This window comes from Streptomyces sp. NBC_00503, from assembly GCF_036346895.1.
Classification (GTDB): domain Bacteria; phylum Actinomycetota; class Actinomycetes; order Streptomycetales; family Streptomycetaceae; genus Streptomyces.
Genome location: NZ_CP107855.1, coordinates 5,415,511 through 5,436,069, shown reverse-complemented (window position 1 = coordinate 5,436,069; position 20,559 = coordinate 5,415,511). Strand labels below are relative to the sequence as shown.

Sequence of the window (20,559 nt, the reverse complement as noted above, 5' to 3'; positions counted from 1 at the left end):
ATGAGATTGCCACGAATCAGGAGGAACCGTGCGATCCATATGGAACGGGGCGATCTCCTTCGGCTTGGTCAGCATCCCGATCAAGCTCGTGAACGCCACCGAGAGCCACTCGATCTCCTTCCGCCAGATCCACGTCAGCGACGGCGGACGCGTCCGCTACCGCAAGGTGTGCGAGCTGGACGGCGAGGAGGTGTCGACCGCCGAGATCGGCAAGGGGTACGAGGAAGCCGACGGATCCCTCATCCCGATCACGGACGAGGACCTGGCGCAACTGCCGATCGCCACGGCGAGGACGATCGAGATCGTCTCCTTCGTGCCGGCCGACGAGATCGATCCCCTGCAGATGGACGCGGCGTACTACCTCGCGGCGAACGGGGCGACGGCCTCCAAGCCGTACACCCTGCTGCGGGAGGCGCTGAAGCGCAGCCGCAAGGTGGCCATCGCGAAGTACGCGCTACGGGGCCGGGAACGGCTGGGCATGCTGCGGGTCGTCGGCGACGTGATCGCGATGCACGGGCTGCTGTGGCCGGACGAGATCCGAGTACCGGAAGGCGTCGCCCCCGAGGGGACGGTGTCGGTACGGGAAGCCGAACTGGACCTGGCGGACGCGCTGATGGCGACGCTGGGCGAGGTGGAGATGGCTTCGCTGCGCGACGACTACCGCGAAGCGGTGGAGGCGATGATCGCGGCGAAGGTGGACGGCGGTGGCGGCGAGGCGGTGCCCGCGGCGGCGGCCGAGCCGGCCGGGGGTCAAGTGATCGACCTGATGGCGGCGTTGGAGAACAGCGTACGGGCGGCGAAGGCGTCTCGCGCGGGCGGGTCGGAGGAGGTCGCGGAGGTGACCCCGATCCGTCGGGGGCCTGCGGCCCGGGGCAAGAGGTCGGGTGCGGGTACGACTGCCTCTGCGGCTACGGGTGCGGCTGCGGCTGCGGCTGCGCCGAAGGCGGCCGGCGGGAAGAAGTCGACTGCGTCGACTGCTGCCGCGAAGAAGAAGCCGGCGGCCGCCGCAGCGAAGAAGACCACGTCCACGAAGTCGGCGGCGGCCGGGGCGGCTTCCGCTACCGCGAAGAAGGCAACGCCCCCGCGCAAGCGGACCTCCGCCTGAGCCCCATCCCTACGGGGCCAGTCCCCGACCCGCCCTTCCCCCGTTCCCCGGGCGCCGCCCGGACCCGGTCCTCAAACGCCGGACGGGCCGAAGGTGCACCCCGGGCAGCGCCAGACCCCGGTCTCTCAAACGCCGGACGGCTGGGGGTGCACCCCGGGCTGCGCCCGTGCCCGGGGCTGCGCAAGGCCCCGGCTACGTCCACGTAGTCCAGTCACGCGCCGCCGCGAACAGCGCCTCCACGTCCGGGGGTTTGAGCGTTGCGGGAGCAGCGGTCAGGAAAGGGGTCAGCGTCGGCGGCGTCAGGACGCGGACGTCGCGGAGGGTGGGGGCCACGTCCACCCGGGACGCGTCGGCCACCACCAGGACGGGGGTCACCGTGGCCGACAGGGCCCGGGTCGCGTACGCCGCCGCCCGGCGGCATGCGCGCGGGTCCGGGCGGGGTTCGGCGCGGCCGACCGTGAGGAGGAGCTCCCCGACCACCGCCCGCTGCCGGCGCCCCGGCACCGCGCGGATGCAGAAGACGCCCGGCGGGCCGATCACCAGGTGGTCCGTGATCCCGCCGAGGGAGTGCAGGACCCGCCACTCCTCGGACTCCGACAGCCCGTCCAGCACCTCGCCGATCCGCTCCCGCGCGGCCAGTTCCTGGCGGAGCCGGTGCCGGGCGCGGGCGCCTGCGGAGCCGTGGGCGAGTTCGCCCAGGAGGTCCTCCCCCGGCCGGTTCGGGGCCAGGTCGTCGTCGGGCCGCAGGGCCAGGCGGCGCAGGTCCGCGGCCGTCGGGACGGGCGGCGGACCGATCGCGACCGTTCCGGTCAGGTACGGGCGCAACGCCGTGAGGATCTCCTCCCTGCGCTCGTCCGCCAGCACGCTGATCCGGTTGGCCTTCCGGTCGTACCAGGCCACCGCCCGGCCGTCCGGCAGATTGACGTACAACCGCCCCCGGCCGGGCCGGCCGCTCGGCGCCACTGCGAGTCCCCGCTTGGCCATCGCCCTCACCCCCGCCGTCCATGGGAGCAGCACCGGCGCCCGGCGGCAATCCCCCGGTCACGGATAGGGGATGGGGAAACGAGTACGGATACGGGGGCGGGGGCGGGGGCGCATACGGGCGCGAGGACTCCTACGCGTACCCGCGCGGCCGCGGCCAGGGCCGAAGGTCCGCTCCCGGCCGGGCCCCGTCCCGGCTTCGCGCCGTGTAACGACTCCGTCGGGTCGCTGCCGTACGGCTGTTACAAATGCGCGGCGAAACCGCAACGGCCGGTGCATACGTTTATCCCACCTAGACACACACCTGGACACACACCTGGATGCCTCCGGACGCACCTGGACGCAGCAGGGCCGGACCCGTACCGAAGGACGCCCCGTGAACACCGTGAGCCGCAGCCGCCGCACTCTCGTTCGCGTCGCCGCCGTGGCCGCGTGCGCCGGCCCGTTGCTGGCGTTCCCGGCGGCGGCCGCGCTCGCGGACGGGCTTCCGTCCGCGACCTCCGCGCACGCCGGTGCCGCCCCTCGGACCCTGGTCCAGACGCTCTCCCTCGCGGACGGCGTCTCCAAGGCGAAGGTCTATCGCGTCGCCAAGGGTGCCTTCCAGGCCGACGTGCTCACCGCCGACGGGACCAGGACCACCACCCTGACCAGCAGCGACGGCATCGCGAGCTTCGGCGACGCCGGAGAGCTGCACCTCGCGCTCCAGGCCGACGGGCGGCTCAGCTCCTGGGTCGGGGACGACGTGCCCACCGTCGAGCACGCGGTCGCCGGGGCCGGGCACAAGACCGCGAGCCGGGACGGGGTGGTCGTACCCGCCTCCGACGTGACCGACCGCGCGGGCGCCTCCCGTCCCGCCGAGGCCCTGCGCCTGCACACCCTGGCCGACGGTCCCGGTGGCGGCGTGCTGCTGCTCGCCGCGGGCGGCGGCATCGCGGCGATCGGCGCCGCCGGGCTCGGCTTCGCGATGCTGCGCCGGGGGCGCACGGAAGAGGCGTAGGCCCCGCTCCCCCACCCAGCCCGGCGCAGCCCGCCGCACGGGCAGAAACGATGTTCCTCTGCATACTGTGGACACCCACACGGCCACGGGAGAGGAGGGCGCAACCGTCGTGAGCCCGAACCCGAACCCGAGCGCGAACACGCACCCGAGCCCCACCCGCTCCCGCCGCAGCCGCGGGCGTCTCGCCCTCCTCCTGCTGCCTCCGCTCCTGCTGCCGCTGGCCACCGGCTGCGGCGATTCCGGCGGGCTGGCCGGGGCCGGTGCGACGCCGACCGCGAGCGGGCCCGTACATCTGTGGCCGGGGCGCAAGGGTGCCGTCGTACCGCCCGCCGATCCGGGGGGCGCGCCGCCCGAGTACGTACCCGGCATCGCGCCCGTCCAGGACCAGAACGTGCACGCCATCGACCCGGTGACCCTGGTCCAGGCCGAGGTACGGGCGCACTCGGACACCGTGACCGGTCCCGACGGGATGCCCAAGGAGACCGTCCGCGCGATCAGGGCGTGCGGGGAGCCCGGCTCCGATCCCGCCAAGTGCCCGGTGCTGACGCCGTACTACCAGGACCTCACCGGCAACGGGAAGGACGAGGTGATCGTCGGCATCCAACTCCCCGACCAGATGATGTCCGTACGGGTCTACACGGCGGACGACGCGGGCCGCCTCAACCGGATCATGGCGACCACCGACACCGTGATCAGCGTCGAACTCGCCAACGAGGACGTGATCCTGCACGTCCCGAGCGCCAACCCGGGCTACGAGGTGAACACCACCTGGTCCTGGGACGCGAAGCAGCGCTCGATGCTGCCCACGCACGAGCAGATCGTACGAGTGAACCCGCCGAACCCCCCGAACGCCCCGAATCCCACGAGTCCCCCGAACCCCACGACCGGTCCGGGCACCGGTCCCGGCACCGGTCCCGGCACGGGTCGGGGCTCCGGCACGGGCCGTGGCGCCGGCTCCGGCACAGGCACCGGCCCCACCCCCGCGAGAACCTCACCGTGAGGCTCCGGCTGCCCTCCTGGACGGCCACGCTGACCTGGAAGTCGGCGTGCTTCATCGCGGTGATGTGCTGCTCGCTCGCGGCGGTGCTGGGCGCGCTGGTGCACGTGGAGGTGACCCGGCAGACCGTGGCGGCCGCCCGGGAGAAGGCGCTCGGCAAGCTGACCGACGCCGTAAGCGCCTACGAGGCCGGCGAAACCCTGCCCCCCGAGTCCGGGCTGGATCCGGCCGGGCTCCCGGCGGAGCTGCGGGCGCTGGCCCTGTCCGGGCAGCGCGGGACCCTCGTGGCCGATCACGACGGCCGGCCGACGATGTGGGCGGCGGCCCCCGCCGACGGGCAGGCGCTGGCCACCGCAGTCGACTACGGGCAGAGCACGCGGGCCATCAGCGGGCTGGACAACGCGATCATCGGGTCTTCGGTGCTGGCGATCGGCGGCACCCTGCTGGTGGGCGCCTTCGCCGTGACCCGGGTGACGCGCCGGCTGCACCAGACGGCGACGGTGGCCCGGCGGATCACCCAGGGCGACCTGGACGCAAGGGTCGGCGACCCGCGCACGAAGGACCCGGCGCGCCACCAGGACGAGGTGGCGATCGTGGCCGGAGCCCTGGACACGATGGCGGGGAGCCTGCAGGCGAAGCTGCAGAGCGAGCAGCGGTTCACCGCGGACGTCGCGCACGAGCTGCGCACTCCGCTGACGGGACTGCAGGCGGCCTCGGAGCTGCTGCCTGAGAGCCGGGCCACGGAACTGGTGCAGGAGCGGGTCCGCACGATGCGGCAGCTGACGGAGGACCTGCTGGAGATCTCCCGCCTCGACTCGGGCAGGGAGGTCGTGGAGACGGACCTGCACCAGCTGGGGCGCCTCGCCCAGCGGGTGGTACGGGCCTCGGGGACGGCCACGGAGGTGTCCGTGGTGCGGGACGCACACGTGGAGACGGACCGGCGGCGCCTGGAGCGGGTGCTCGGGAACCTGGTCGCCAATGCCCACAAGCACGGGCGGGCGCCGGTCGTGGTGACGGTCGACGGGCCGGTGGTGACGGTACGGGACCACGGGGACGGGTATCCCGAGTACCTGGTGACCCACGGGCCCCAGCGGTTCCGGACCGAGGGCGCGGGCAAGGGGCACGGGCTGGGGCTGACGATCGCGGTGGGGCAGGCGGAGGTCATCGGGGCGCGGCTGGCGTTCCGGCAGGCCCGGGACGGCGGGGGCGGGGCGGAGGCCGTGCTCACCCTGGTCGAAGCCGTGGTGCCGTAACCCCGACCCACCGGGCCCCCCGGTCAGGCCTCGGGCCGCTCCGGCTTCGCCTTCGGCTTCGTCCAGGGCCAGCGCGGGCGGGGCTTCTCGCCCGCGGGCGAGAAGGCGTACTTCCAGCCCTTCTGGAGCCCCAGCCGCTTCGAGTACCCGGACGGGACCCGCTCGTAGAGCAGCACCGTCGGGGCTCCGCCGTCCGGGTCCGGGACCGGGATCTCGTACCACTTCGGCGGATGGCCGGTCGGGCCGAGGAGGATCGGGAGGGTCCGGCCGTCCATCGGGCCGCCCTCGAAGGAGGTGGGTTGGCTTCTCACCCCTCCAGTCTCACAGCAGGTGGGCCGCCTCGGAGACCACCGGGATCACTCGCCGCGCCAGCACCCCGACCGGGCCTTCCGCCGATTCGAGGGCCAGGGCCGCGCGGGCCGCCGCCGCGGTCTCCGGGTCGGTGGCGGCCGTCGCCGTCAGGAGGGCGATGAACTGGTCCACCAGCCAGTCCCGGAGCGAGGAGACCTCCGGCTGCTTGCCCTCGTCGATCCAGATCAGCGAGGCGGCCTCGACGGCCGTGATCCACGTACGCACCATCATCCGCAGCCGCGCGCCGGGCGCCGGGACGCCGAGGTGGAAGAGGATCGCCTCGGCGGCCGCGCGGCGGATGCCGTCGACGGTGGCGGTGGTGCGGGAGGTTTCGACCACGCTGCCGCCCTGGAGGAGGGCGGAGAATCCGGCGTCGTGTTCGTCGACGAAGGCCAGGTAGCGGTCCAGGGCCCGGGAGAGCCGCTGGGTCAGCGGGCCGGCCTGGGGTTCGGCGAAGCAGAGCTGCAGGACGTCGGCCGCGGAGCGCAAGGCGGCCTCGTAGAGCTGCTGTTTTCCGCCGGGGAAGTAGCGGTAGACGAGCGGGCGCGAGACTCCGGCGGCCTCGGCGACGTCGTCCAGCGAGACCTCCTCAGGCGCCCGGTGCGCGAACAGCGACAGGGCCGCGTCGAGGAGCTGGGCCCGCCGCTCCTCGACGCTCAGCCTGCGGTACGCACGCGCGGTGGTCATGTCCGCAGGGTAGCCCCACCCGGTGGCCTTCAGGCGGGGAGTACCGGCCGGACTTCGGGCCGGACTTCGGGCCGGACTTCGGGCAGGGCTCCAGGCCCGGAGTTCAGGCCCGGACTCCCGCCTCGGACTCCCGCCCCGGACTCCCGCCCCGGACTTCAGGCCCTCGGTCCCGGGAGGTCCCTCAGGCGAGCAGTCCCGAGCTCTTCCAGAGCTTGCGGCCGACCCCGCGCATCACGCCGATGTCGTCCAGGAAGTCGGTGAGCCGCTTCGCTCCGGTCTGCATGACCTCCCGGCGGTGGCCGCTGGCCTTGACCTGGGCCAGCGCCTCGTGCCGGTCGATGCCGATGTTGTCGTAGACCTGGGGGTTCACGAAGGCCTGCGAGAAGACGCGGGCGGCCTGGCCGCAGCTGACGCGGGTGAGTTCCTGTTCCCAGCGCGGGGCGGTGAGCATCTGGCGGCGCAGTTCCTCGCGGGCGTAGCGGACGTGGCGCGCCTCTTCTATGACGTGGATGCGGGTGACTCCGCGGACCAGGGGCTGGATCCGCTCGTCGGGGAAGGTCAGCCGCTGCATCCAGTCGAGGACCTCCTCGCCCAGGAGGGTGCAGGCGAAGGAACCGGGGGTGGTGGAGACGGTCTTGAGGACGCGGGCGAGGTTGTGGTTGGTGCGGGAGACCGGGTACTCGGGGGCGCCGCCCGTCTTGATCATGCGGGCGAACATCATCGAGTGGCGGCACTCGTCGGCGATCTCGGTGAGCGCGTAGCGGACGTGGTTGCTGGTCAGGGACTTGTCGTAGACGTGCCGGACCAGCAGCTGCATGAGGATGATCTCGAACCAGATGCCGAGCGAGGCGAGCGCCGCCGCCTCGTGGCGGGAGAGTTCGATGCGCTGCTCCTCGCCCATCTTCTTCCAGAGCGGGGTGTCGAAGAGGGAGAGCAGCTCGGGCGGCCAGTAGTACTTGCCCTCGATGGGCGGGGCGTCCCAGTCGAGCTCCTTGTCCGGGTCGAAGGAGTGCTTGGCCGAGGATTCGAGCAGCCGCTCGGCCGTCTGCTCGCGGTCCTTGAGCAGGCCGAGGGCGTCACGCAGCTCGGCTCGTTCGGTCACGGTGGTCATGGCTTCGGACACCTCGTCGTCGAGTTACCGGCGGTCACTCCTTATGAGACTGCCTGTCAGCAAGACCGTCAATCCCTCGCGCACGACTTGTTGACCGCGCGTCTACCAACGTGTGACGCTGCCAACTGTCCGGTCCTGTACGGAAGTACACGGCTACGTGAGACGAGGGGGCGTCAGTGTCGACGCACGAGCTCTACACCAATGACCCGGGCGCAGCCGTCTGGCCGGTCCCCGCGTCCGGCAGCGCCCGCTTCAGCTGGGAGTACGACGGCGGTCGCGAACGGCTGCTGGCCCTGTACCAGAAGGGCAAGGACAAGCAGTGGGACGGCGCCAAGCGCATCGCCTGGGACATCGAGGTGGATCCGTACGATCCGCTCGGCACCCCCGACGAGGCGCTGACGCTCTACGGCACCCGGCACTGGGCCAAGCTCTCGGAGCGGGACAAGGGCGAGCTGCGCCGGCACTACAGCGCGTGGAACTTCAGCCAGTTCCTCCACGGCGAGCAGGGCGCGATGGTGTGCGCGGCGCGGATCGTCGAGTCGGTGCCGGACCTGGACGCCAAGTTCTACTCCGCCACCCAGACCATGGACGAGGCCCGGCACGCCGAGATCTTCGGACGGTTCCTGCACGAGAAGGTCGGGATGCTCTACCCGATCAACGACAGCCTCCAGGGGCTGCTCGGCGACACCCTGCGCGACTCCCGCTGGGACATGCCGTACCTGGGCATGCAGGTGCTCATCGAGGGCCTCGCACTGGCCGCCTTCGGCATGATCCGCGACACCACCGACAAGCCGCTGCCCAAGCAGATCCTGGCCTACGTGATGCAGGACGAGGCACGGCACGTGGCGTTCGGGCGGATGGCGCTGCGCGACTACTACCGGCAGCTGTCGGACGCGGAGCTGCGCGAGCGCGAGGAGTTCGTGATCGAGGGCTGCTACCTGATGCGCGACCGGCTGCGCGGGGTGGAGGTGCTGGAGAATTTCGGCATCTCCCGCAAGGAGGCCGAGGAGTTCAGCGAGCAGTCGGAGTTCCTGGCGCTCTTCCGCAAGTTGCTGTTCAGCCGGATCGTGCCGTGCGTGAAGGACATCGGGCTGTGGGGCGAGCGGCTGCAGAAGGCGTACCTGGACATGGGCGTCTTCGAGATGGGCAACTCCAACCTGGACCTGCTGATGAGCCAGGACGAGGAGATCGCCGAGGCCCTCGACCGCGAGCGGTTCGCGGCCGAGGAGGAGCAGCGGGTGGCGGAGGTGGCCGAGGCCATCGCGGAGGGGGCGGGAAGCTAGGCCGTCTCCGGCGGGAACTGCTCGCGGAAGGTGAAGGCGTACCGGGTCAGGCCGTGTTCGCGCAGGTGGGTCAGGCGTTCCTCGGCGTCCGCGACCGTGGGGCGCTCGCCCGCCGGGACCCACCACAAGGCCGTCATGGCCTCCTTGACGGGCTCGAAGAACTCGCGGCGCCGCGCCATCAGCTCCCGGTGGCGCCCGGCGTACATGAAGGTGTTGAGGGATGCCGCGTCGCGCCAGACGGACAGGTTGATGATGATCCACTCGTCGTCGAAGACGGACACGTCGGTCGCGTCGCCGCCCTCGCCCTCCAGCCGCCAGACGAAGCCCTCCGCCGCGTCGGCGACCGCGTTGACGTGGTCGAGGCCGTCGACGAAGTCCTTCAGCTCCGGGGAGTCCAGGGGGTACTTGAGCCGGGATATGTTCACCTGCGCCAGTTCGTGGGTCATCCCGCCAACGTAATCATGGAACTGCCGCTTCCCCCCGGGCGTTTCAGGGGGTGGACGGTGCGGGGGCGGCCAGCGCCGCTTCCATCACAGCGCGCGCGATCGGCGCGGCCGCGCCGTTGCCGCTGATGTCCCCGCGCACCGCCGAGGCGTCCTCGACGACCACGGCCACCGCGACCGCGGGCGGTGCCCCGCCCTCCTTGGCCGCCCAGGAGATGAACCAGGCGTAGGGGGTGCCCGCGTTGCCGACTCCGTGCTGGGCGGTGCCGGTCTTGCCGCCGACCACCGCGCCGGGGATCTCCGCGTTCTTGCCCGTGCCGTTCTCCACCACCTTCACCATCAGCTCCTGCATCCGCATCGCGGTCAGCGGGGTCATGGCCCGGCCGAGCGTGTGCTGGTCGGTGCGGCGGACCGGGTCGCCGTCGTCCTGCGTCGTGCGGTCCACCAGGTAGGGGGTCTTGAGGACGCCTCCGTTGGCCACGGCGGCCGCCACCATCGCCATCTGCAGGGGCGTGGCCTTGGTGTTGAACTGCCCGATGGAGGACAGGGCCAGCTGGTCCGGGCTCATGTCGGTGTCGAAGTTCGAGCGCGAGACCCAGGCCGGGACCCGCAGCCCGTCGTCGTTGAAACCGAACCGGCGCGCGGCCTCCGTCATCCCGCGCAGGCCGACCTGTACGCCGATCTTCGCCATCACCGTGTTGCAGGACCACTGCACGGCGTCCGCCATCGAGGCGTCCGCGCAGCCGGTGCCCGCGTTCGGGAGCAGGGTGTTCGTGCCGGGCAGCGGGTAGGGGTCCGGGGTCTGGGTCGGCGCGTCCACATCGGTGACCGTGCCCGTGTCCAGGGCGGCCGCCGCCGTCACGATCTTGAAGGTGGAGCCGGGCGGGTAGGTCTCGCGCAGCGCGCGGTTGAGCATGGGCTTGGCGGGGTCCGCGTTGAGCTTCTCCCAGGCCTCCTTGACCTTCGCCCCGGTGCCGGAGAGCAGCGCCGGATCGTAGGAGGGGCTGCTGACCAGCGCGAGGATCCTGCCCGTGGCCGGCTCGACGGCCGCGACGGCGCCCCTCTTGCCCGCCAGCCCGGTGTACGCGGCCAGTTGCATGCTCGCCCGGATGGTGGTGGCGGCGTTGCCGCCGCCGGGGCGGCCGCGCGCCAGTTCGTACCAGAGCGGGAAGGCGGAGAGCCCGGGGTCGGTGCCGGAGAGGACCGGGTCCTCGGCGCGCTCCAGGAAGCTGGTGCCGTAGGTCTGGGAGGAGAAGCCGGTGACGGGCGCGTAGAGCGGGCCGTTCTTGTACGTCCGCTCGTAGCGCAGGAGTTGGCGGCTGTCCCGGGAGCCGGTGACGGGCCGGCCGTCGACCGTGATGTCCCCGCGCGGTTCGGCGTAGCGCTCGATGGCGGGGCGCTTGTTGGCCGGGTTCGCGCCGTAGCCGGCGGATTCCCAGACCTGCACGCGGGCCACGTTGACCAGCAGGGCGACGAGCAGCAGGGCGCAGAAGTACGCGCACCAGCGGATGTAGCGGATCACGCGTCGGCCTCCTCTGCCGACCGGTCCGACCGGTCCGGCCCGTCCGGCCCGCCGGGGCGGGGTCTGCGGGCGCTGTCGCTGAGCCGGATCAGCAGGGCGACGATGATCCAGTTGGTGACGACGGAGGAGCCGCCTTGGGCGAGGAAGGGCATGGCCATGCCGGTGAGCGGGATCAGGCCGGTGACTCCGCCGGCGATGACGAACACCTGGAGCGCGAGGATCGAGGCGAGTCCGGTGGCGAGGAGGCGGCCGAAGGGGTCGCGCAGCGCGAGTCCGGCGCGGAAACCGCGGGAGACTAGGAGCCCGTAGAGGAGCAGGATCGCGGTGAGGCCGACGAGGCCGAGCTCCTCGCCGGCGGTGGCGAGGATGAAGTCCGATTTGGCGGCGAAGCCGATGAGGAAGGACTGGCCGTGGCCCAGGCCCGCGCCCAGGAGTCCGCCGGCCCCGAAGGCGAAGAGGGACTGGGCGAGCTGGCCGGGTCCGTCGCCGCGTTCGATGGAGGCGAAAGGATTCAGCCAGTCGTCCACGCGGCTGTTCACGTGCGGTTCGAACGTCCCGACGGCGTACGCGCCCACGGCCGCGAGCAGCAGCCCGACGGCGATCCAGCCGATCCGGCCGGTGGCGGTGAACAGCATGATGACGAAGAGGCCGAAGAAGAGCAGCGAGGTCCCCAGATCGCGCTCCAGGACGAGCACGCCGACCGAGAGCAGCCAGACGGCGAGGATCGGGCCCAGCACCCGGCCGGGGAGCAGCTTCAGCCTCCAGAAGAGGGTGCGTCCGGTCAGGGCCAGGGCGGTGCGGTTCGCGGCGAGGTAGGCGGCGAAGAACACGGCGAGCAGGATCTTGGCGAACTCCCCCGGCTGGAAGGAGAGTCCGCCGAACCGGATCCAGATGTGCGCGCCGTTGACGGCCGGGAAGAAGACGGGCACGAGCATCAGCGCGAGCGCGGCGGCCGCGGCGAGGTACGCGTACTTCTGGAGCACCCGGTGGTCCCGGAGCGCCACCACGGCGAGCACGAACAGCGCCACCCCGAGGGCCGACCAGCGCAGCTGCTCCCCGGCGGTGACGTGGCCGGGCGTGGTGGCGTCGAGCCGCTGGATGAGGACGAGGCCGAGCCCGTTGAGCAGGACGGCGATCGGGAGCAGCAGCGGATCGGCGTACGGGGCGCACAGCCGGACGGCCAGATGGGCGGCGAGCGCGGCGACGGCGAGGCCGGCGGCGTAGTGGGAGGCGGGGTGCGGGATGTGGCCGGTGGTGGTGAGGCCGACGTAGAGGTGGCCGAGGACCGCGATCGACACGGCGCCGAAGAGCAGCGACAGCTCGACGCCGCGACGCTTGGGGGCGTGGACATCGGGGGGCGGGGGCGGGGCGGGCTCCGCCACCTTTGCCGTCAGAGCGGTCATACGGGGAAACGTAGCAAGCAGGCGGCCCGTATGTCCGCTTATGTCATAGTGTGCCGAAGAGTCGTCAGAACCGGTCGGAAGCGAAGTAGCGGATCAGGAGCCTCTCCCCATGGGACCTGCGGAGTTCATCGTCCTGGCCTTCCCCGAGGAACAGTTGCGGGTCGCGGCGGTCGAGGCGGTGATGGGACTGCGCAAGGCCGGGGTCGTGCGGCTGATCGACGGTCTCGTGGCCACCAGGACGGCGGCCGGGGAGGTGCTGGCCGCGGAGTTCGACGAGTTCGTCGAGCTCAGGGGCCTGCTCGCGCACCGCGAGGCGGCCCCGCTGATCGGCCCGGAGGACGTCGGGGAAGCCGCGGACCTGCTGGAACGCGGCAGCTGCGCACTCCTCCTGGTGATCGAACACGTCTGGGCCGAGGACGCGGCCGTCGCCGTGCGCGCGGCGGGCGGCCGCATCGCGGGCGCGGTCCGGCTCCCGGCCGACCGGCTGGGGGTGGCCTGATGTTCATCCGCCCCATCGGCTCGGTCGTCAACCCCGCCCAGCGCCCGGCGGGCAACCCGCTGCTGCGCGGGATCCTGAAGCGCGGGGCGTACGTATGGGACACGGCCCGGCCGCAGCCCGCGGCCTCCGCCGCCGCTCCTGCCGCCTCGCACGCCGCCCCGGCCGCCACCTCGTCAGCCGTCTCGTCAGCCGTCTCGCCCGTCCCCTCCGCCGCCGCCTCGGCCTCCGGTCCGCGGAGCTCCGGACCGGCCGCGGCCGGAGCCGAACTCACCGACCAGCTGACCCGGCTGGCGGCCCTGGCCCGCGAAGGCCTGCTGACCCCGGAGGAGTTCTCGACGGCCAAGGCCCGGCTGCTGGGCCCGGGGGGCTGAGCGGACGGCAGGGCGGCCGTACGCCACTCGGGTGAGCGGTGCGGCACGGCCGACTCGGGTGGCCGAATTGTCATACCGGGCGTGGCAGCATCGGCCGCCTGGAGGTGACCACATGTCACGTCGACATCGGAGTCGGCTGCTTCGCGCCGCCTGCGTCGCCGCAGTCCTCGCCACCGCGGGCCCGGTCCCCGCCGCCCAAGCCGTCCCGGCCGTACCGGCCACCCCGGCCGCACCCGACATCCCCGGCACGCCCGGCGCCCCCGAATCCCTCACCGCCCCCGGCGTCCCCGACGCCCTGGCCGCCCCCGGTCTCCCCGGCGCCCCCGGCGCCCCGGCCCCGGCCGAACCCGTCGGGGTCCTCCTCTCCCGGCTCCAGGGGCTCTACCAGCAGGCCGAGCAGGCCACCGAGGCCTACAACGCCGCCGAGACCGCGCTGACCGCCCGCCAGGGCGAGGAGCACCGGCTCGCCACCGAGCTCGGGAAGGCCCGTACCGCCGTCACCGAGGCCCACACCACCACCGGCAAGCTGGCGCGGGAGCAGTACAAGGCGGGCCGGGGGTTCTCCCCGTACGCCCGGATGCTGTTCGCCGGGGACCCCCAAGGGGCCCTGGACCAGCGGCGGCTCGCGGAGCGCGAGGGCACCCGGCGGGCCGCGGCGCTGGAGCTGCTGGGCCGCAGCGAGCAGCAGGCCGACGTCCTCGCCGTGGCCGCACGCAAGGCCCTGGATTCCGAGCAGAAGCTGGCGATCGAGACGAAGAAGCGCAAGGAGACGGCCGCCGCGCAGCTCAAGGAGGTCGAGCGGATGCTCGCTTCCCTCTCCCCCGCCCAGCTCGGCGAACTCGGCACCCGCGAGGCCGAGAACACCGCCACCGCGCAGCGGGAGCTGGTGGATTCGGGGAAGCTGGGCACGAAGCCCCGTAACCCCACGGCGGCCGGCGGCTCGGCGCTCACCTACGCGGCCGCGCAGATCGGCAAGCCGTACGTCTGGGGCGCCGAGGGCCCGGCGTCCTTCGACTGCTCCGGGCTGACCTCGCAGGCCTGGGCGCACGCGGGCCGGGCGATCCCGCGGACCAGCCAGGAGCAGTGGGCGCAGCTGCCCAGGGTGCCGCTCGACGAGCTCCGGCCGGGCGATCTGGTGGTGTACTTCCCGACCGCCACGCACGTGGCCCTGTACGTCGGCGAGGGCAAGGTGATCCAGGCGCCGCGGCCGGGCGCGAAGGTCAAGGTCTCGCCGATCGCGGCGAATCCGCTGCTCGGCGCGGTGCGGCCGGACCCGGACGGGGCGCCGCTGCGCGCCTTCACCCCGCCGCCGCTGCCCGCGTCCTCGGGCGGGGCGGCGGGGGACGACTCGGGTTACTCGGAGACGGAGGCGCCCGCGTCCGAGTCCGCGTCCGAGTCCGCGTCCGAGCCGGCGACCGAGGCCGCGACCTCGGCCAGGTAGTCGGCCGCGTCCTCGGGGTCGTAGAAGAACGCGTCGAAGTCGGCCGGGTTGTCGAAGCCATTGGCGAAACGATCCGCCACAGGCTGGAGCTGCCCGGCCGCACCGATCAGATTCAGCACGTGCTCCGGCGGGACGCCGAGCATGGCGTTGGTCCACTGGGTCGTCGGCTTGCCGCTGGTGAACCAGTACTTGTCGAAGGTGGCCTTCATCCAGGCCTCGTCGAACGGGTTGTCCCCGTGCATGATGATCGACGACAGGTACGAAGCCGCGCACTTGGCGGCGGAGTTCGCGCCCTGGCCGGTGATCGGGTCGTTCGCGACGACCACGTCCGCGACGCCCAGCACCAGGCCGCCGCCGGGCAGCCGGCCGATCGGGTTGCGCACGACGGGGGCGTAGCGGCCGGCGAGCGTGGCGCCCGCGTCCGTCAGCTCCACCTTGGTGGCGCGCGCGTACTCCCAGGGCGTGAACTTCTCCATCAGTTCCAGCGTCAGCGCCAGGTGGTCGGCCGGGTCCTGCACGCCGTTGAAGACGTCCAGCGGACCGCCCGGGACGCCCTCCCAGAAGAGGATGTCGGCCCGGCCGGAGGTGGTCAGCGTCGGCATGACGAACAGCTCGCCGACGCCCGGGACCAGGTTGCAGCGCACGGCCTCCGTGTCCGGGTGCTCGGGGCGCGGGCCGAGACCGTGGACGTAGCTGACGGCGAGCGCGCGCTGCGGGGCGTCGTACGGGGAGCGGGCGGCGTCCCGGCCGAACAGCGAGACCAGCTCGCCCTTTCCGGCCGCGACCAGCACCAGGTCGTACGTACGGGAGAAGAAGTCCAGGTCGGAGACGGTGGCCCCGTGGATGACCAGCTGGCCGCCGCGCTGCGCGAAGGTGTCGAGCCAGCCGGACATCTTCACGCGCTGGTCGACGGACTGGGCGAAGCCCTTCAGCGTGCCGAGCCAGTCGACGGCGCGGCCGGCGTCGGGGGCGGCGACCGAGACGCCCAGACCCTCGATCTTCGGGGCCTGCTGCTCCCAGAGGTTGAGCTGGAGGTCCCGCTCGTGCCGCAGCGCGGTGTCGAACATGCACTGGGTGGACATGACCCGCCCGGTGCGTATCTCGTCCGCCGTCCGGTTGGACATGAGGGTGACCTCGTACCCCTTCGACTGGAGTCCGAGGGCGAGCTGGAGACCGGACTGGCCGGCGCCGACGACGAGTATCTTGCGCATCTGCACGTTCTCTATTCGGGGGTCGAGTCGAGGGCGTGGCCCACGAGGGTCAGCAGGGATTCCACGACCGTGACCCGGCTCCGGGCATCCATGATCACCACGGGAACCCCGGCCGGTATGGACAGCGCCTCCCGCACGTCGTCGGGTTCGTAGGACCGGGTGCCCTCGAAGTGGTTGACGGCGACGGCGTACGGCAGCCCGCAGCTCTCGAAGTAGTCGAGGGCCGGGAAGCAGTCGCGCAGCCGGCGGGTGTCGGCGAGGACGATCCCGCCGATGGCGCCGCGCACCAGGTCGTCCCACATGAACCAGAAGCGCTCCTGGCCCGGCGTCCCGTACACGTACAGGACGAGGTCGTCGTCGAGCGTGACGCGTCCGAAGTCCATCGCGACGGTGGTGGTGTGCTTGTCCGGGGTCGAGGACAGGTCGTCGGTCGGGACGCTGGCCTGCGTCATCACCGCCTCGGTGCGCAGCGGCGCTATCTCGGAGACGGACCCGACGAAGGTGGTCTTGCCCACCCCGAACCCGCCCGCCACCAGCACCTTCACGGCCACGGGCGCGCGCGAGCGGTCGTACTGCCAGGGCTGTACGGGCTCGTCCCCGGGGACGGGGGAACCGGCCCGGGAGAAGAGGTCGGACGGGGGGAGGAACCCGGTTTCAGAGACGGCGGAGCCCACTGAGCACCCTTTCGAGCAGCGCGCGGTCGGGACGGCCGGTGCCGTGCCCGGTCCCGTAGACGCGGATCCTTCCCTGGTCGGCGAGATCGCTGACGAGGACGCGCACCACACCGAGCGGCAGCTTCAGCAGCGCGGCGATCTCGGCGATCGTGCGCATGCGGCGGCAGACCTCGACGATGGCCGGCATCTCGGGCATCCGGTCGGGCTTCTGCGGCGCGGACACCTTGGTGTCCAGGGCGGCGACGAAGGTCTCGACGTTCAGGACCTGGGTGAAGCGGGTGCGGCCGCCCGTCAGCGAGTACGGGCGTACACGGGCGGGGCGGCGGTCGGCGCCGCGTATCGGCAGCCGGTCGGAGGCCGGACTCCTCACGGGGTTTTCTCCATCGACTGGCGCAGCTCACTGCGGACTTCGGGGGTCAGGACGTGGCCGGCGCGGCCCACGAACAGGGCCATGTGGTAGGCGACGACGCTCATGTCACAGTCGGGCGTGGCGTGCACTCCGAGGAGCGAGCCGTCGCTGATGGACATGACGAACACGGAGCCGTGCTCCATCGCCACCATCGTCTGCTTGACCGCGCCGCCGTCCATCAGGGCGGCTGCGCCCGTGGTGAGGGAGCCGAGGCCGGAGACGATGGTCGCGAGGTCGGCGGAAGCGCCGCGGGGGCCCTTGGGGCGGGCCGCGGCGGCCTCGGCCGGGGGCGTGTCGGGTGCCACCGGTTCGGAGGACAGCAACAGGAGCCCGTCCGAGGACACGACGGCCACGGAGTTGACCCCGGGGACCTCCTCGACCAGGTCGGTCAGCAGCCACTGAAGGTTGCGGGCCTGGGTGCTCAGTCCGTACGTACTGGGCGCGGTCATGTGCGTGCCTCCTGTGCGGTGTCCCCCCGGTCGGTCTGCCCCTGGTCGTGCCGTTGGTCGTGCGGTTCGTGCCCCGGGTCCTGCCTCAGGTCCTGGGCGAGCTCCGCCTCCACGACGCGCCGCCCGTCCTGGGCACCGCGGTAGAACCCGCCGAGCCGGCGGCGCAGCTCGTCGGCGTCCACCCGGCGCGGCGCGGCCGGTACTTCTTCCGCCCGCCCGGCGGCCACCACGCGGGGGGTCCGCTTGGGCAGGCCCTTGTCGGTGAGGGCCTCGTCCTCGACGGGTACGGGGACCTCGGCGGGTACGGGGACCTCGGCGGGCGCGGGCGCCTGCGCGGGGACGTGGACCTCGGCGGGGGCCGTTGCCTCGGCGGGGGCCGGGGCCTCCGCCGGGGCCTCCGCCGGGGCCGGGACGCGGAAGACCTGCTCGGCGGGCGGCAGCTGCTCGGCCGGGGGCGCGAAGGCCGCCGGATCGGGCTCCGGGACCACCCGGGCCAGCAGTTCCTCGGCCGGAGCGGGTGCGGGCTCGTGGACCAGCTCGGGCTCAAGGGCCGTCGCGGGCTCGTACACCGAAATCTCGGGCTCGGGGGCCGTCGCGGGCTCACCGATCGGCTCGGTGATCCAGCGCGGCTGCTCCGCGGGGGCCGCCTCGGGCTCGGGAGCCGCCTCGGGCTCCGCGGCCTGTGCCGGGGCCGCCTCGGGCTCCGCGGCCCAGCTCGGCTGCTGTTCCGCCGGAGCGGCGGGGTCCGCCGGAGCCGGGTCGGCCTCGGTGGCGGCGCCGGTGGCGGCAAGGCCCCGTAGGCGGGACGGGAGGGTGTTCTCGTTGGCCTCCGCGACCACGCCGGGCAGGTGCAGTGCGGGGGCTCCCGGGGTACCCAGGGTGTGGACGGGCGAAACCGGCGGAGCGGTCGGCAGCAGGGAGACCGGTACGACGACCAGCGCCTCCGTACCGCCGTGCCGCGAGGTCCGCAGCTCCGCCGTCACCCCGTGCCGGGACGCGAGCCGGCCGGCCACGTACAGGCCGAGGCCCAGGCCGTGTTCCGACTCCGGCTCCTCGTCGTACGCGTCCGGGGTGGCCAGGCGGGCGTTGAGCGTCTCCAGCCGGTCCCCGGTGACCCCGATGCCCTCGTCCACCACGGACAGCACCACGTCGCCGGAGTCCAGCAGCCAGCCGGACACCTTCACCTTGGCGTCCGGCGGCGAGAAGGTCGTCGCGTTCTCCAGCAGTTCCGCGAGCACGTGCGAGATGTCGTCGGCCGCGTGCCCGGCGATCTGCGTGTACGAGGGCAGCGTCCCGAGGTCGACGCGCTCGTAGCGCTCGATCTCGCTGACCGCCGCACGCATCACGTCGACGAGCGGCACCGGCAGGCCCTGCCCGTGGCCGTGCTCCTGGCCCGCGAGGACGAGGAGGTTCTCGTTGTGGCGGCGCATCACGGTCGCCAGGTGGTCGAGCTTGAAGAGGGTGGCGAGCCGGTCCGGATCCTGCTCCTCGGACTCCAGCTCCTCGATGACGGCGAGTTGGCGCTCGACGAGCCCCAGGGTCCGCAGGGACAGCGACACGGAGGTCGTCGACATGATGCGGCGGTGCTCCTCCAGCCCGGCCCGCAGCTGCCCGAGTTCGTCCTCCAGGGCCTCGCGGCCCGAGGAGAGCGCCTCGTTGCGGCCGATCAGGCGGCGGCGGTCGGCGTCGAGCCCGGCGATCCGGGTGTGCAGGGAGACCGTCTGGTCCCGCACGGAGTTGAGGCTCCGTACGACCTCGGCGAACTCGTCGTTGCGGCCGGTGAACCGGACCGGCTCCACCGAGCCCTCGGGCGTCGCCAGCCGCGCGGCGCCGCGCCGCAGGACCGACAGCGGGCGGGTCAGCGAGCGGGCGATGGCCGTGGCGACGCCGATGGTGACCAGGAACAGCGCGCCGAGGAAGCCGAGCAGGGTCTCCAGGGCGGTCACGTCGTCGTCCCGCAGCGTGGCGAGGGCGGTGGCGCGCTGGCCGGCGAGGGTGGCCTCGACCGAGCGCATCCGGTCGATGCGGGCGGTGAGGGACGGAGCGACGGCCTCGGAGTCGAGCCTGCGGTCGGCGGAGGAGAGCGTCGGCCGGTCGGTGAGCCGTCTGAGGTACTCGTCGGCCGTCTTGACCTCGGGTCCGGCGACGGTGGCGGCGAGGGTCTGGCGCACGTCGGGGCGCGCGGCCCGCGCGAAGTCGTCGAGGGCGCCCAGCTCCCGTACCCGCGTCCGCTGGGCGGCGGTGGTCAGTTCGTCCACGGCCGCGGCGCCCGTGGTCTCGCCGCGGGGCACGTCCAGCGCGGCGAGGATCAGTCCGCGGGTGGCGGAGGCCTGCTCCACGGCCTGGCCGAGGGGGGCGAGCGGCCGGGTGGTGACGAGGGCGTCCTCGGCGCGCGGCGGGGTCAGCTCGGCGAGCCGGGCACCGGGTGCGAGGAGTTCGGCGATGACCCCGGAGTAGGCCTGGTGGGCGGCGAGCGCGCTGCCCTTGCCCTCGACGGCCTCGGTGCGCACGGCGCGGACCCGGCCGAGGGCGCGGGCCAGTTGCCCGTCCTGCCCGTCGGCACCGGCCTCGGCCCGGACCTCGGCGAGCTGGCGGTCGGTGCCCGCGGTGCGCTCCTGGACGGCGGCCGGCGCGCCACCGGGGCGGCCCTTGGCCACGTACTCGGTGACGGCGTCGCGTTCGTCGCCCAGGAGGTGCGCGAGGGTGAGGGTGGCACCGGTCTGCTCCGCGAGGGTGACCAGGTGCTGGGAGTCCTTCAGGTCCGCCGAGGCGGACAGGACGGCGGGCGCCCCGGCCGCGAGGACGGCGAGACCGGCCACGGCAACTCCGATGACCAGCCTGCGGCGCACGCGCACCCGGCGCCCCGCGGGAGCTCCCGCTGGGGCTCCCGTCCGGGCGTGGGCGGTGGCGGTGCCTTCGGGGGCTGGTCGGTCGGTTGCGGTGCCACCGGGTGCGGTGCCGTTCGCGACGGTGCCGTTCTTCCGAGGCCGCTTCTTCTGCACCGGTGCTCGCAATCCTGTACGTGTGCTGCTCGTGCTCGTCTACTCGTGTGGCCGAGGTAACGGCCGGTCAACAAGTAAACGCCCCCCGCCCCTGTCGTCTCGCGCTGCTGTGCCGCCGTACCGCCTCAGACCTTCGCAGTGCCCCGGGAAGCGGGCCGCACATCACCCACCCGGCCACACGAAGGAGTGAACATCACGGACGAGTTGGCGGCCAACTCGGCGAACCGGCGTCAGAGCCCCGCCGTGGACGGGTGGTTGAAAGATCGATGCGGCTTTTGGCAGGATGCCCGCCCACATACCGACGGTCACCCCACTGGGCCCGGGGATTCCCTCCCGCCCCACCCGCACCGCTTTGGTCCGCACTCGCCCC

20 protein-coding genes are annotated in these 20,559 nt (G+C 73.0%); 8 read left to right on the top strand and 12 right to left on the bottom strand.

Annotation, left to right across the window (positions count from 1 at the left end; all coding sequences use genetic code 11):
• Window positions 1–28 precede the first annotated feature (28 nt).
• On the top strand, window positions 29–1,105 hold the full coding sequence (gene ku, locus OG490_RS25350) for a non-homologous end joining protein Ku (protein WP_330298577.1): 1,077 nt from the start codon (window positions 29–31) through the stop codon (window positions 1,103–1,105).
• A 192-nt stretch (window positions 1,106–1,297) separates the two neighbouring features.
• Here ku and OG490_RS25345 read toward each other — a convergent pair whose 3' ends face one another.
• Window positions 1,298–2,089 (bottom strand): nuclease-related domain-containing protein, encoded by a 792-nt coding sequence (locus tag OG490_RS25345; RefSeq protein WP_330298576.1) that lies wholly within the window; start codon window positions 2,087–2,089, stop codon window positions 1,298–1,300.
• A gap of 373 nt (window positions 2,090–2,462) precedes the next feature.
• Here OG490_RS25345 and OG490_RS25340 point away from each other — a divergent pair, with 373 nt between their 5' ends.
• The 3 genes from OG490_RS25340 (at window position 2,463) to OG490_RS25330 (ending at window position 5,333) form a co-directional block, all read left to right on the top strand.
• Complete coding sequence (locus OG490_RS25340; protein WP_330298575.1) at window positions 2,463–3,083, top strand: hypothetical protein; 621 nt, start codon at window positions 2,463–2,465, stop codon at window positions 3,081–3,083.
• Between the two features lie 109 nt (window positions 3,084–3,192).
• A complete protein-coding gene (locus OG490_RS25335; RefSeq protein WP_330298574.1) occupies window positions 3,193–4,083 on the top strand; it encodes a hypothetical protein in 891 nt (296 codons plus the stop codon).
• Window positions 4,080–5,333 (top strand): HAMP domain-containing sensor histidine kinase, encoded by a 1,254-nt coding sequence (locus OG490_RS25330; RefSeq protein ID WP_330298573.1) that lies wholly within the window; start codon window positions 4,080–4,082, stop codon window positions 5,331–5,333. The genes OG490_RS25335 and OG490_RS25330 overlap by 4 nt, the downstream gene beginning before the upstream one ends.
• Before the next feature lie 23 nt (window positions 5,334–5,356).
• On the opposite strand, the gene OG490_RS25325 is transcribed toward OG490_RS25330, so the two are convergent.
• The 3 genes from OG490_RS25325 to OG490_RS25315 all read right to left on the bottom strand — a co-directional run bounded on the left by OG490_RS25325 (window position 5,357) and on the right by OG490_RS25315 (window position 7,482).
• Complete coding sequence (locus OG490_RS25325) at window positions 5,357–5,644, bottom strand: hypothetical protein (protein ID WP_330298572.1); 288 nt, start codon at window positions 5,642–5,644, stop codon at window positions 5,357–5,359.
• A 10-nt stretch (window positions 5,645–5,654) separates the two neighbouring features.
• Window positions 5,655–6,371, bottom strand: coding sequence for a TetR/AcrR family transcriptional regulator (locus tag OG490_RS25320; RefSeq protein WP_330298571.1), 717 nt, complete (start codon window positions 6,369–6,371; stop codon window positions 5,655–5,657).
• 181 nt (window positions 6,372–6,552) lie between these two features.
• Entirely contained in the window at window positions 6,553–7,482 is a 930-nt protein-coding gene (locus OG490_RS25315) for an AurF N-oxygenase family protein (protein ID WP_330298570.1), read from the bottom strand.
• Window positions 7,483–7,658: 176 nt separating this feature from the next.
• Between OG490_RS25315 and OG490_RS25310 the strand changes: the two genes are divergently transcribed.
• Complete coding sequence (locus tag OG490_RS25310; protein WP_330298569.1) at window positions 7,659–8,765, top strand: ferritin-like domain-containing protein; 1,107 nt, start codon at window positions 7,659–7,661, stop codon at window positions 8,763–8,765.
• On the opposite strand, the gene OG490_RS25305 is transcribed toward OG490_RS25310, so the two are convergent.
• From OG490_RS25305 to OG490_RS25295, 3 genes are read right to left on the bottom strand one after another with little or no spacing between them, the layout of a single operon-like run.
• Window positions 8,762–9,211, bottom strand: coding sequence for a DUF3291 domain-containing protein (locus tag OG490_RS25305; protein WP_330298568.1), 450 nt, complete (start codon window positions 9,209–9,211; stop codon window positions 8,762–8,764). The two genes, OG490_RS25310 and OG490_RS25305, sit on opposite strands and share 4 nt — an antisense overlap.
• A 43-nt stretch (window positions 9,212–9,254) precedes the next feature.
• Window positions 9,255–10,730 (bottom strand): penicillin-binding transpeptidase domain-containing protein, encoded by a 1,476-nt coding sequence (locus OG490_RS25300; RefSeq protein ID WP_330298567.1) that lies wholly within the window; start codon window positions 10,728–10,730, stop codon window positions 9,255–9,257.
• On the bottom strand, window positions 10,727–12,133 hold the full coding sequence (locus OG490_RS25295; protein WP_330298566.1) for an FtsW/RodA/SpoVE family cell cycle protein: 1,407 nt from the start codon (window positions 12,131–12,133) through the stop codon (window positions 10,727–10,729). The genes OG490_RS25300 and OG490_RS25295 overlap by 4 nt, the downstream gene beginning before the upstream one ends.
• A 109-nt stretch (window positions 12,134–12,242) precedes the next feature.
• On the opposite strand from OG490_RS25295, the gene OG490_RS25290 reads away from it, so the two are divergent.
• The 3 genes from OG490_RS25290 (at window position 12,243) to OG490_RS25280 (ending at window position 14,444) form a co-directional block, all read left to right on the top strand.
• Window positions 12,243–12,632, top strand: a complete 390-nt coding sequence (locus OG490_RS25290; protein WP_330298565.1) for a DUF6325 family protein — start codon at window positions 12,243–12,245, stop codon at window positions 12,630–12,632.
• Complete coding sequence (locus tag OG490_RS25285) at window positions 12,632–13,003, top strand: SHOCT domain-containing protein (RefSeq protein WP_330298564.1); 372 nt, start codon at window positions 12,632–12,634, stop codon at window positions 13,001–13,003. Before OG490_RS25290 ends, OG490_RS25285 begins: the two co-directional genes overlap by 1 nt.
• A gap of 112 nt (window positions 13,004–13,115) precedes the next feature.
• Entirely contained in the window at window positions 13,116–14,444 is a 1,329-nt protein-coding gene (locus OG490_RS25280; RefSeq protein WP_330298563.1) for a C40 family peptidase, read from the top strand.
• On the opposite strand, the gene OG490_RS25275 is transcribed toward OG490_RS25280, so the two are convergent.
• From OG490_RS25275 to OG490_RS25255, 5 genes are read right to left on the bottom strand one after another with little or no spacing between them, the layout of a single operon-like run.
• Window positions 14,357–15,655: a styrene monooxygenase/indole monooxygenase family protein gene (locus tag OG490_RS25275; RefSeq protein ID WP_330298562.1), complete on the bottom strand. Its 1,299-nt coding sequence runs from the start codon at window positions 15,653–15,655 to the stop codon at window positions 14,357–14,359. The two genes, OG490_RS25280 and OG490_RS25275, sit on opposite strands and share 88 nt — an antisense overlap.
• An 11-nt stretch (window positions 15,656–15,666) precedes the next feature.
• The gene (locus OG490_RS25270; RefSeq protein WP_330298561.1) at window positions 15,667–16,329 is read right to left on the bottom strand and encodes a GTP-binding protein; all 663 of its coding nucleotides are present in this window, start codon (window positions 16,327–16,329) and stop codon (window positions 15,667–15,669) included.
• The gene (locus tag OG490_RS25265; protein WP_330298560.1) at window positions 16,310–16,699 is read right to left on the bottom strand and encodes a DUF742 domain-containing protein; all 390 of its coding nucleotides are present in this window, start codon (window positions 16,697–16,699) and stop codon (window positions 16,310–16,312) included. The genes OG490_RS25270 and OG490_RS25265 overlap by 20 nt, the downstream gene beginning before the upstream one ends.
• Window positions 16,696–17,187: a roadblock/LC7 domain-containing protein gene (locus OG490_RS25260; protein ID WP_330298559.1), complete on the bottom strand. Its 492-nt coding sequence runs from the start codon at window positions 17,185–17,187 to the stop codon at window positions 16,696–16,698. Before OG490_RS25260 ends, OG490_RS25265 begins: the two co-directional genes overlap by 4 nt.
• Window positions 17,184–20,036: a sensor histidine kinase gene (locus tag OG490_RS25255; RefSeq protein WP_330298558.1), complete on the bottom strand. Its 2,853-nt coding sequence runs from the start codon at window positions 20,034–20,036 to the stop codon at window positions 17,184–17,186. The genes OG490_RS25260 and OG490_RS25255 overlap by 4 nt, the downstream gene beginning before the upstream one ends.
• Window positions 20,037–20,559 lie beyond the last annotated feature (523 nt).

Bases quoted from the DNA above. Each gene is read 5' to 3' on its own strand.
- OG490_RS25345 (WP_330298576.1), bottom strand. From the start codon at position 2,089: ATGGCCAAGCGGGGACTCGCAGTGGCGCCGAGCGGCCGGCCCGGCCGG.
- OG490_RS25320 (WP_330298571.1), bottom strand. From the start codon at position 6,371: ATGACCACCGCGCGTGCGTACCGCAGGCTGAGCGTCGAGGAGCGGCGG.
- OG490_RS25315 (WP_330298570.1), bottom strand. From the start codon at position 7,482: ATGACCACCGTGACCGAACGAGCCGAGCTGCGTGACGCCCTCGGCCTG.
- OG490_RS25305 (WP_330298568.1), bottom strand. From the start codon at position 9,211: ATGACCCACGAACTGGCGCAGGTGAACATATCCCGGCTCAAGTACCCC.
- OG490_RS25295 (WP_330298566.1), bottom strand. From the start codon at position 12,133: ATGACCGCTCTGACGGCAAAGGTGGCGGAGCCCGCCCCGCCCCCGCCC.
- OG490_RS25290 (WP_330298565.1), top strand. From the start codon at position 12,243: ATGGGACCTGCGGAGTTCATCGTCCTGGCCTTCCCCGAGGAACAGTTG.
- OG490_RS25285 (WP_330298564.1), top strand. From the start codon at position 12,632: ATGTTCATCCGCCCCATCGGCTCGGTCGTCAACCCCGCCCAGCGCCCG.
- OG490_RS25280 (WP_330298563.1), top strand. From the start codon at position 13,116: ATGTCACGTCGACATCGGAGTCGGCTGCTTCGCGCCGCCTGCGTCGCC.
- OG490_RS25275 (WP_330298562.1), bottom strand. From the start codon at position 15,655: ATGCGCAAGATACTCGTCGTCGGCGCCGGCCAGTCCGGTCTCCAGCTC.
- OG490_RS25260 (WP_330298559.1), bottom strand. From the start codon at position 17,187: ATGACCGCGCCCAGTACGTACGGACTGAGCACCCAGGCCCGCAACCTT.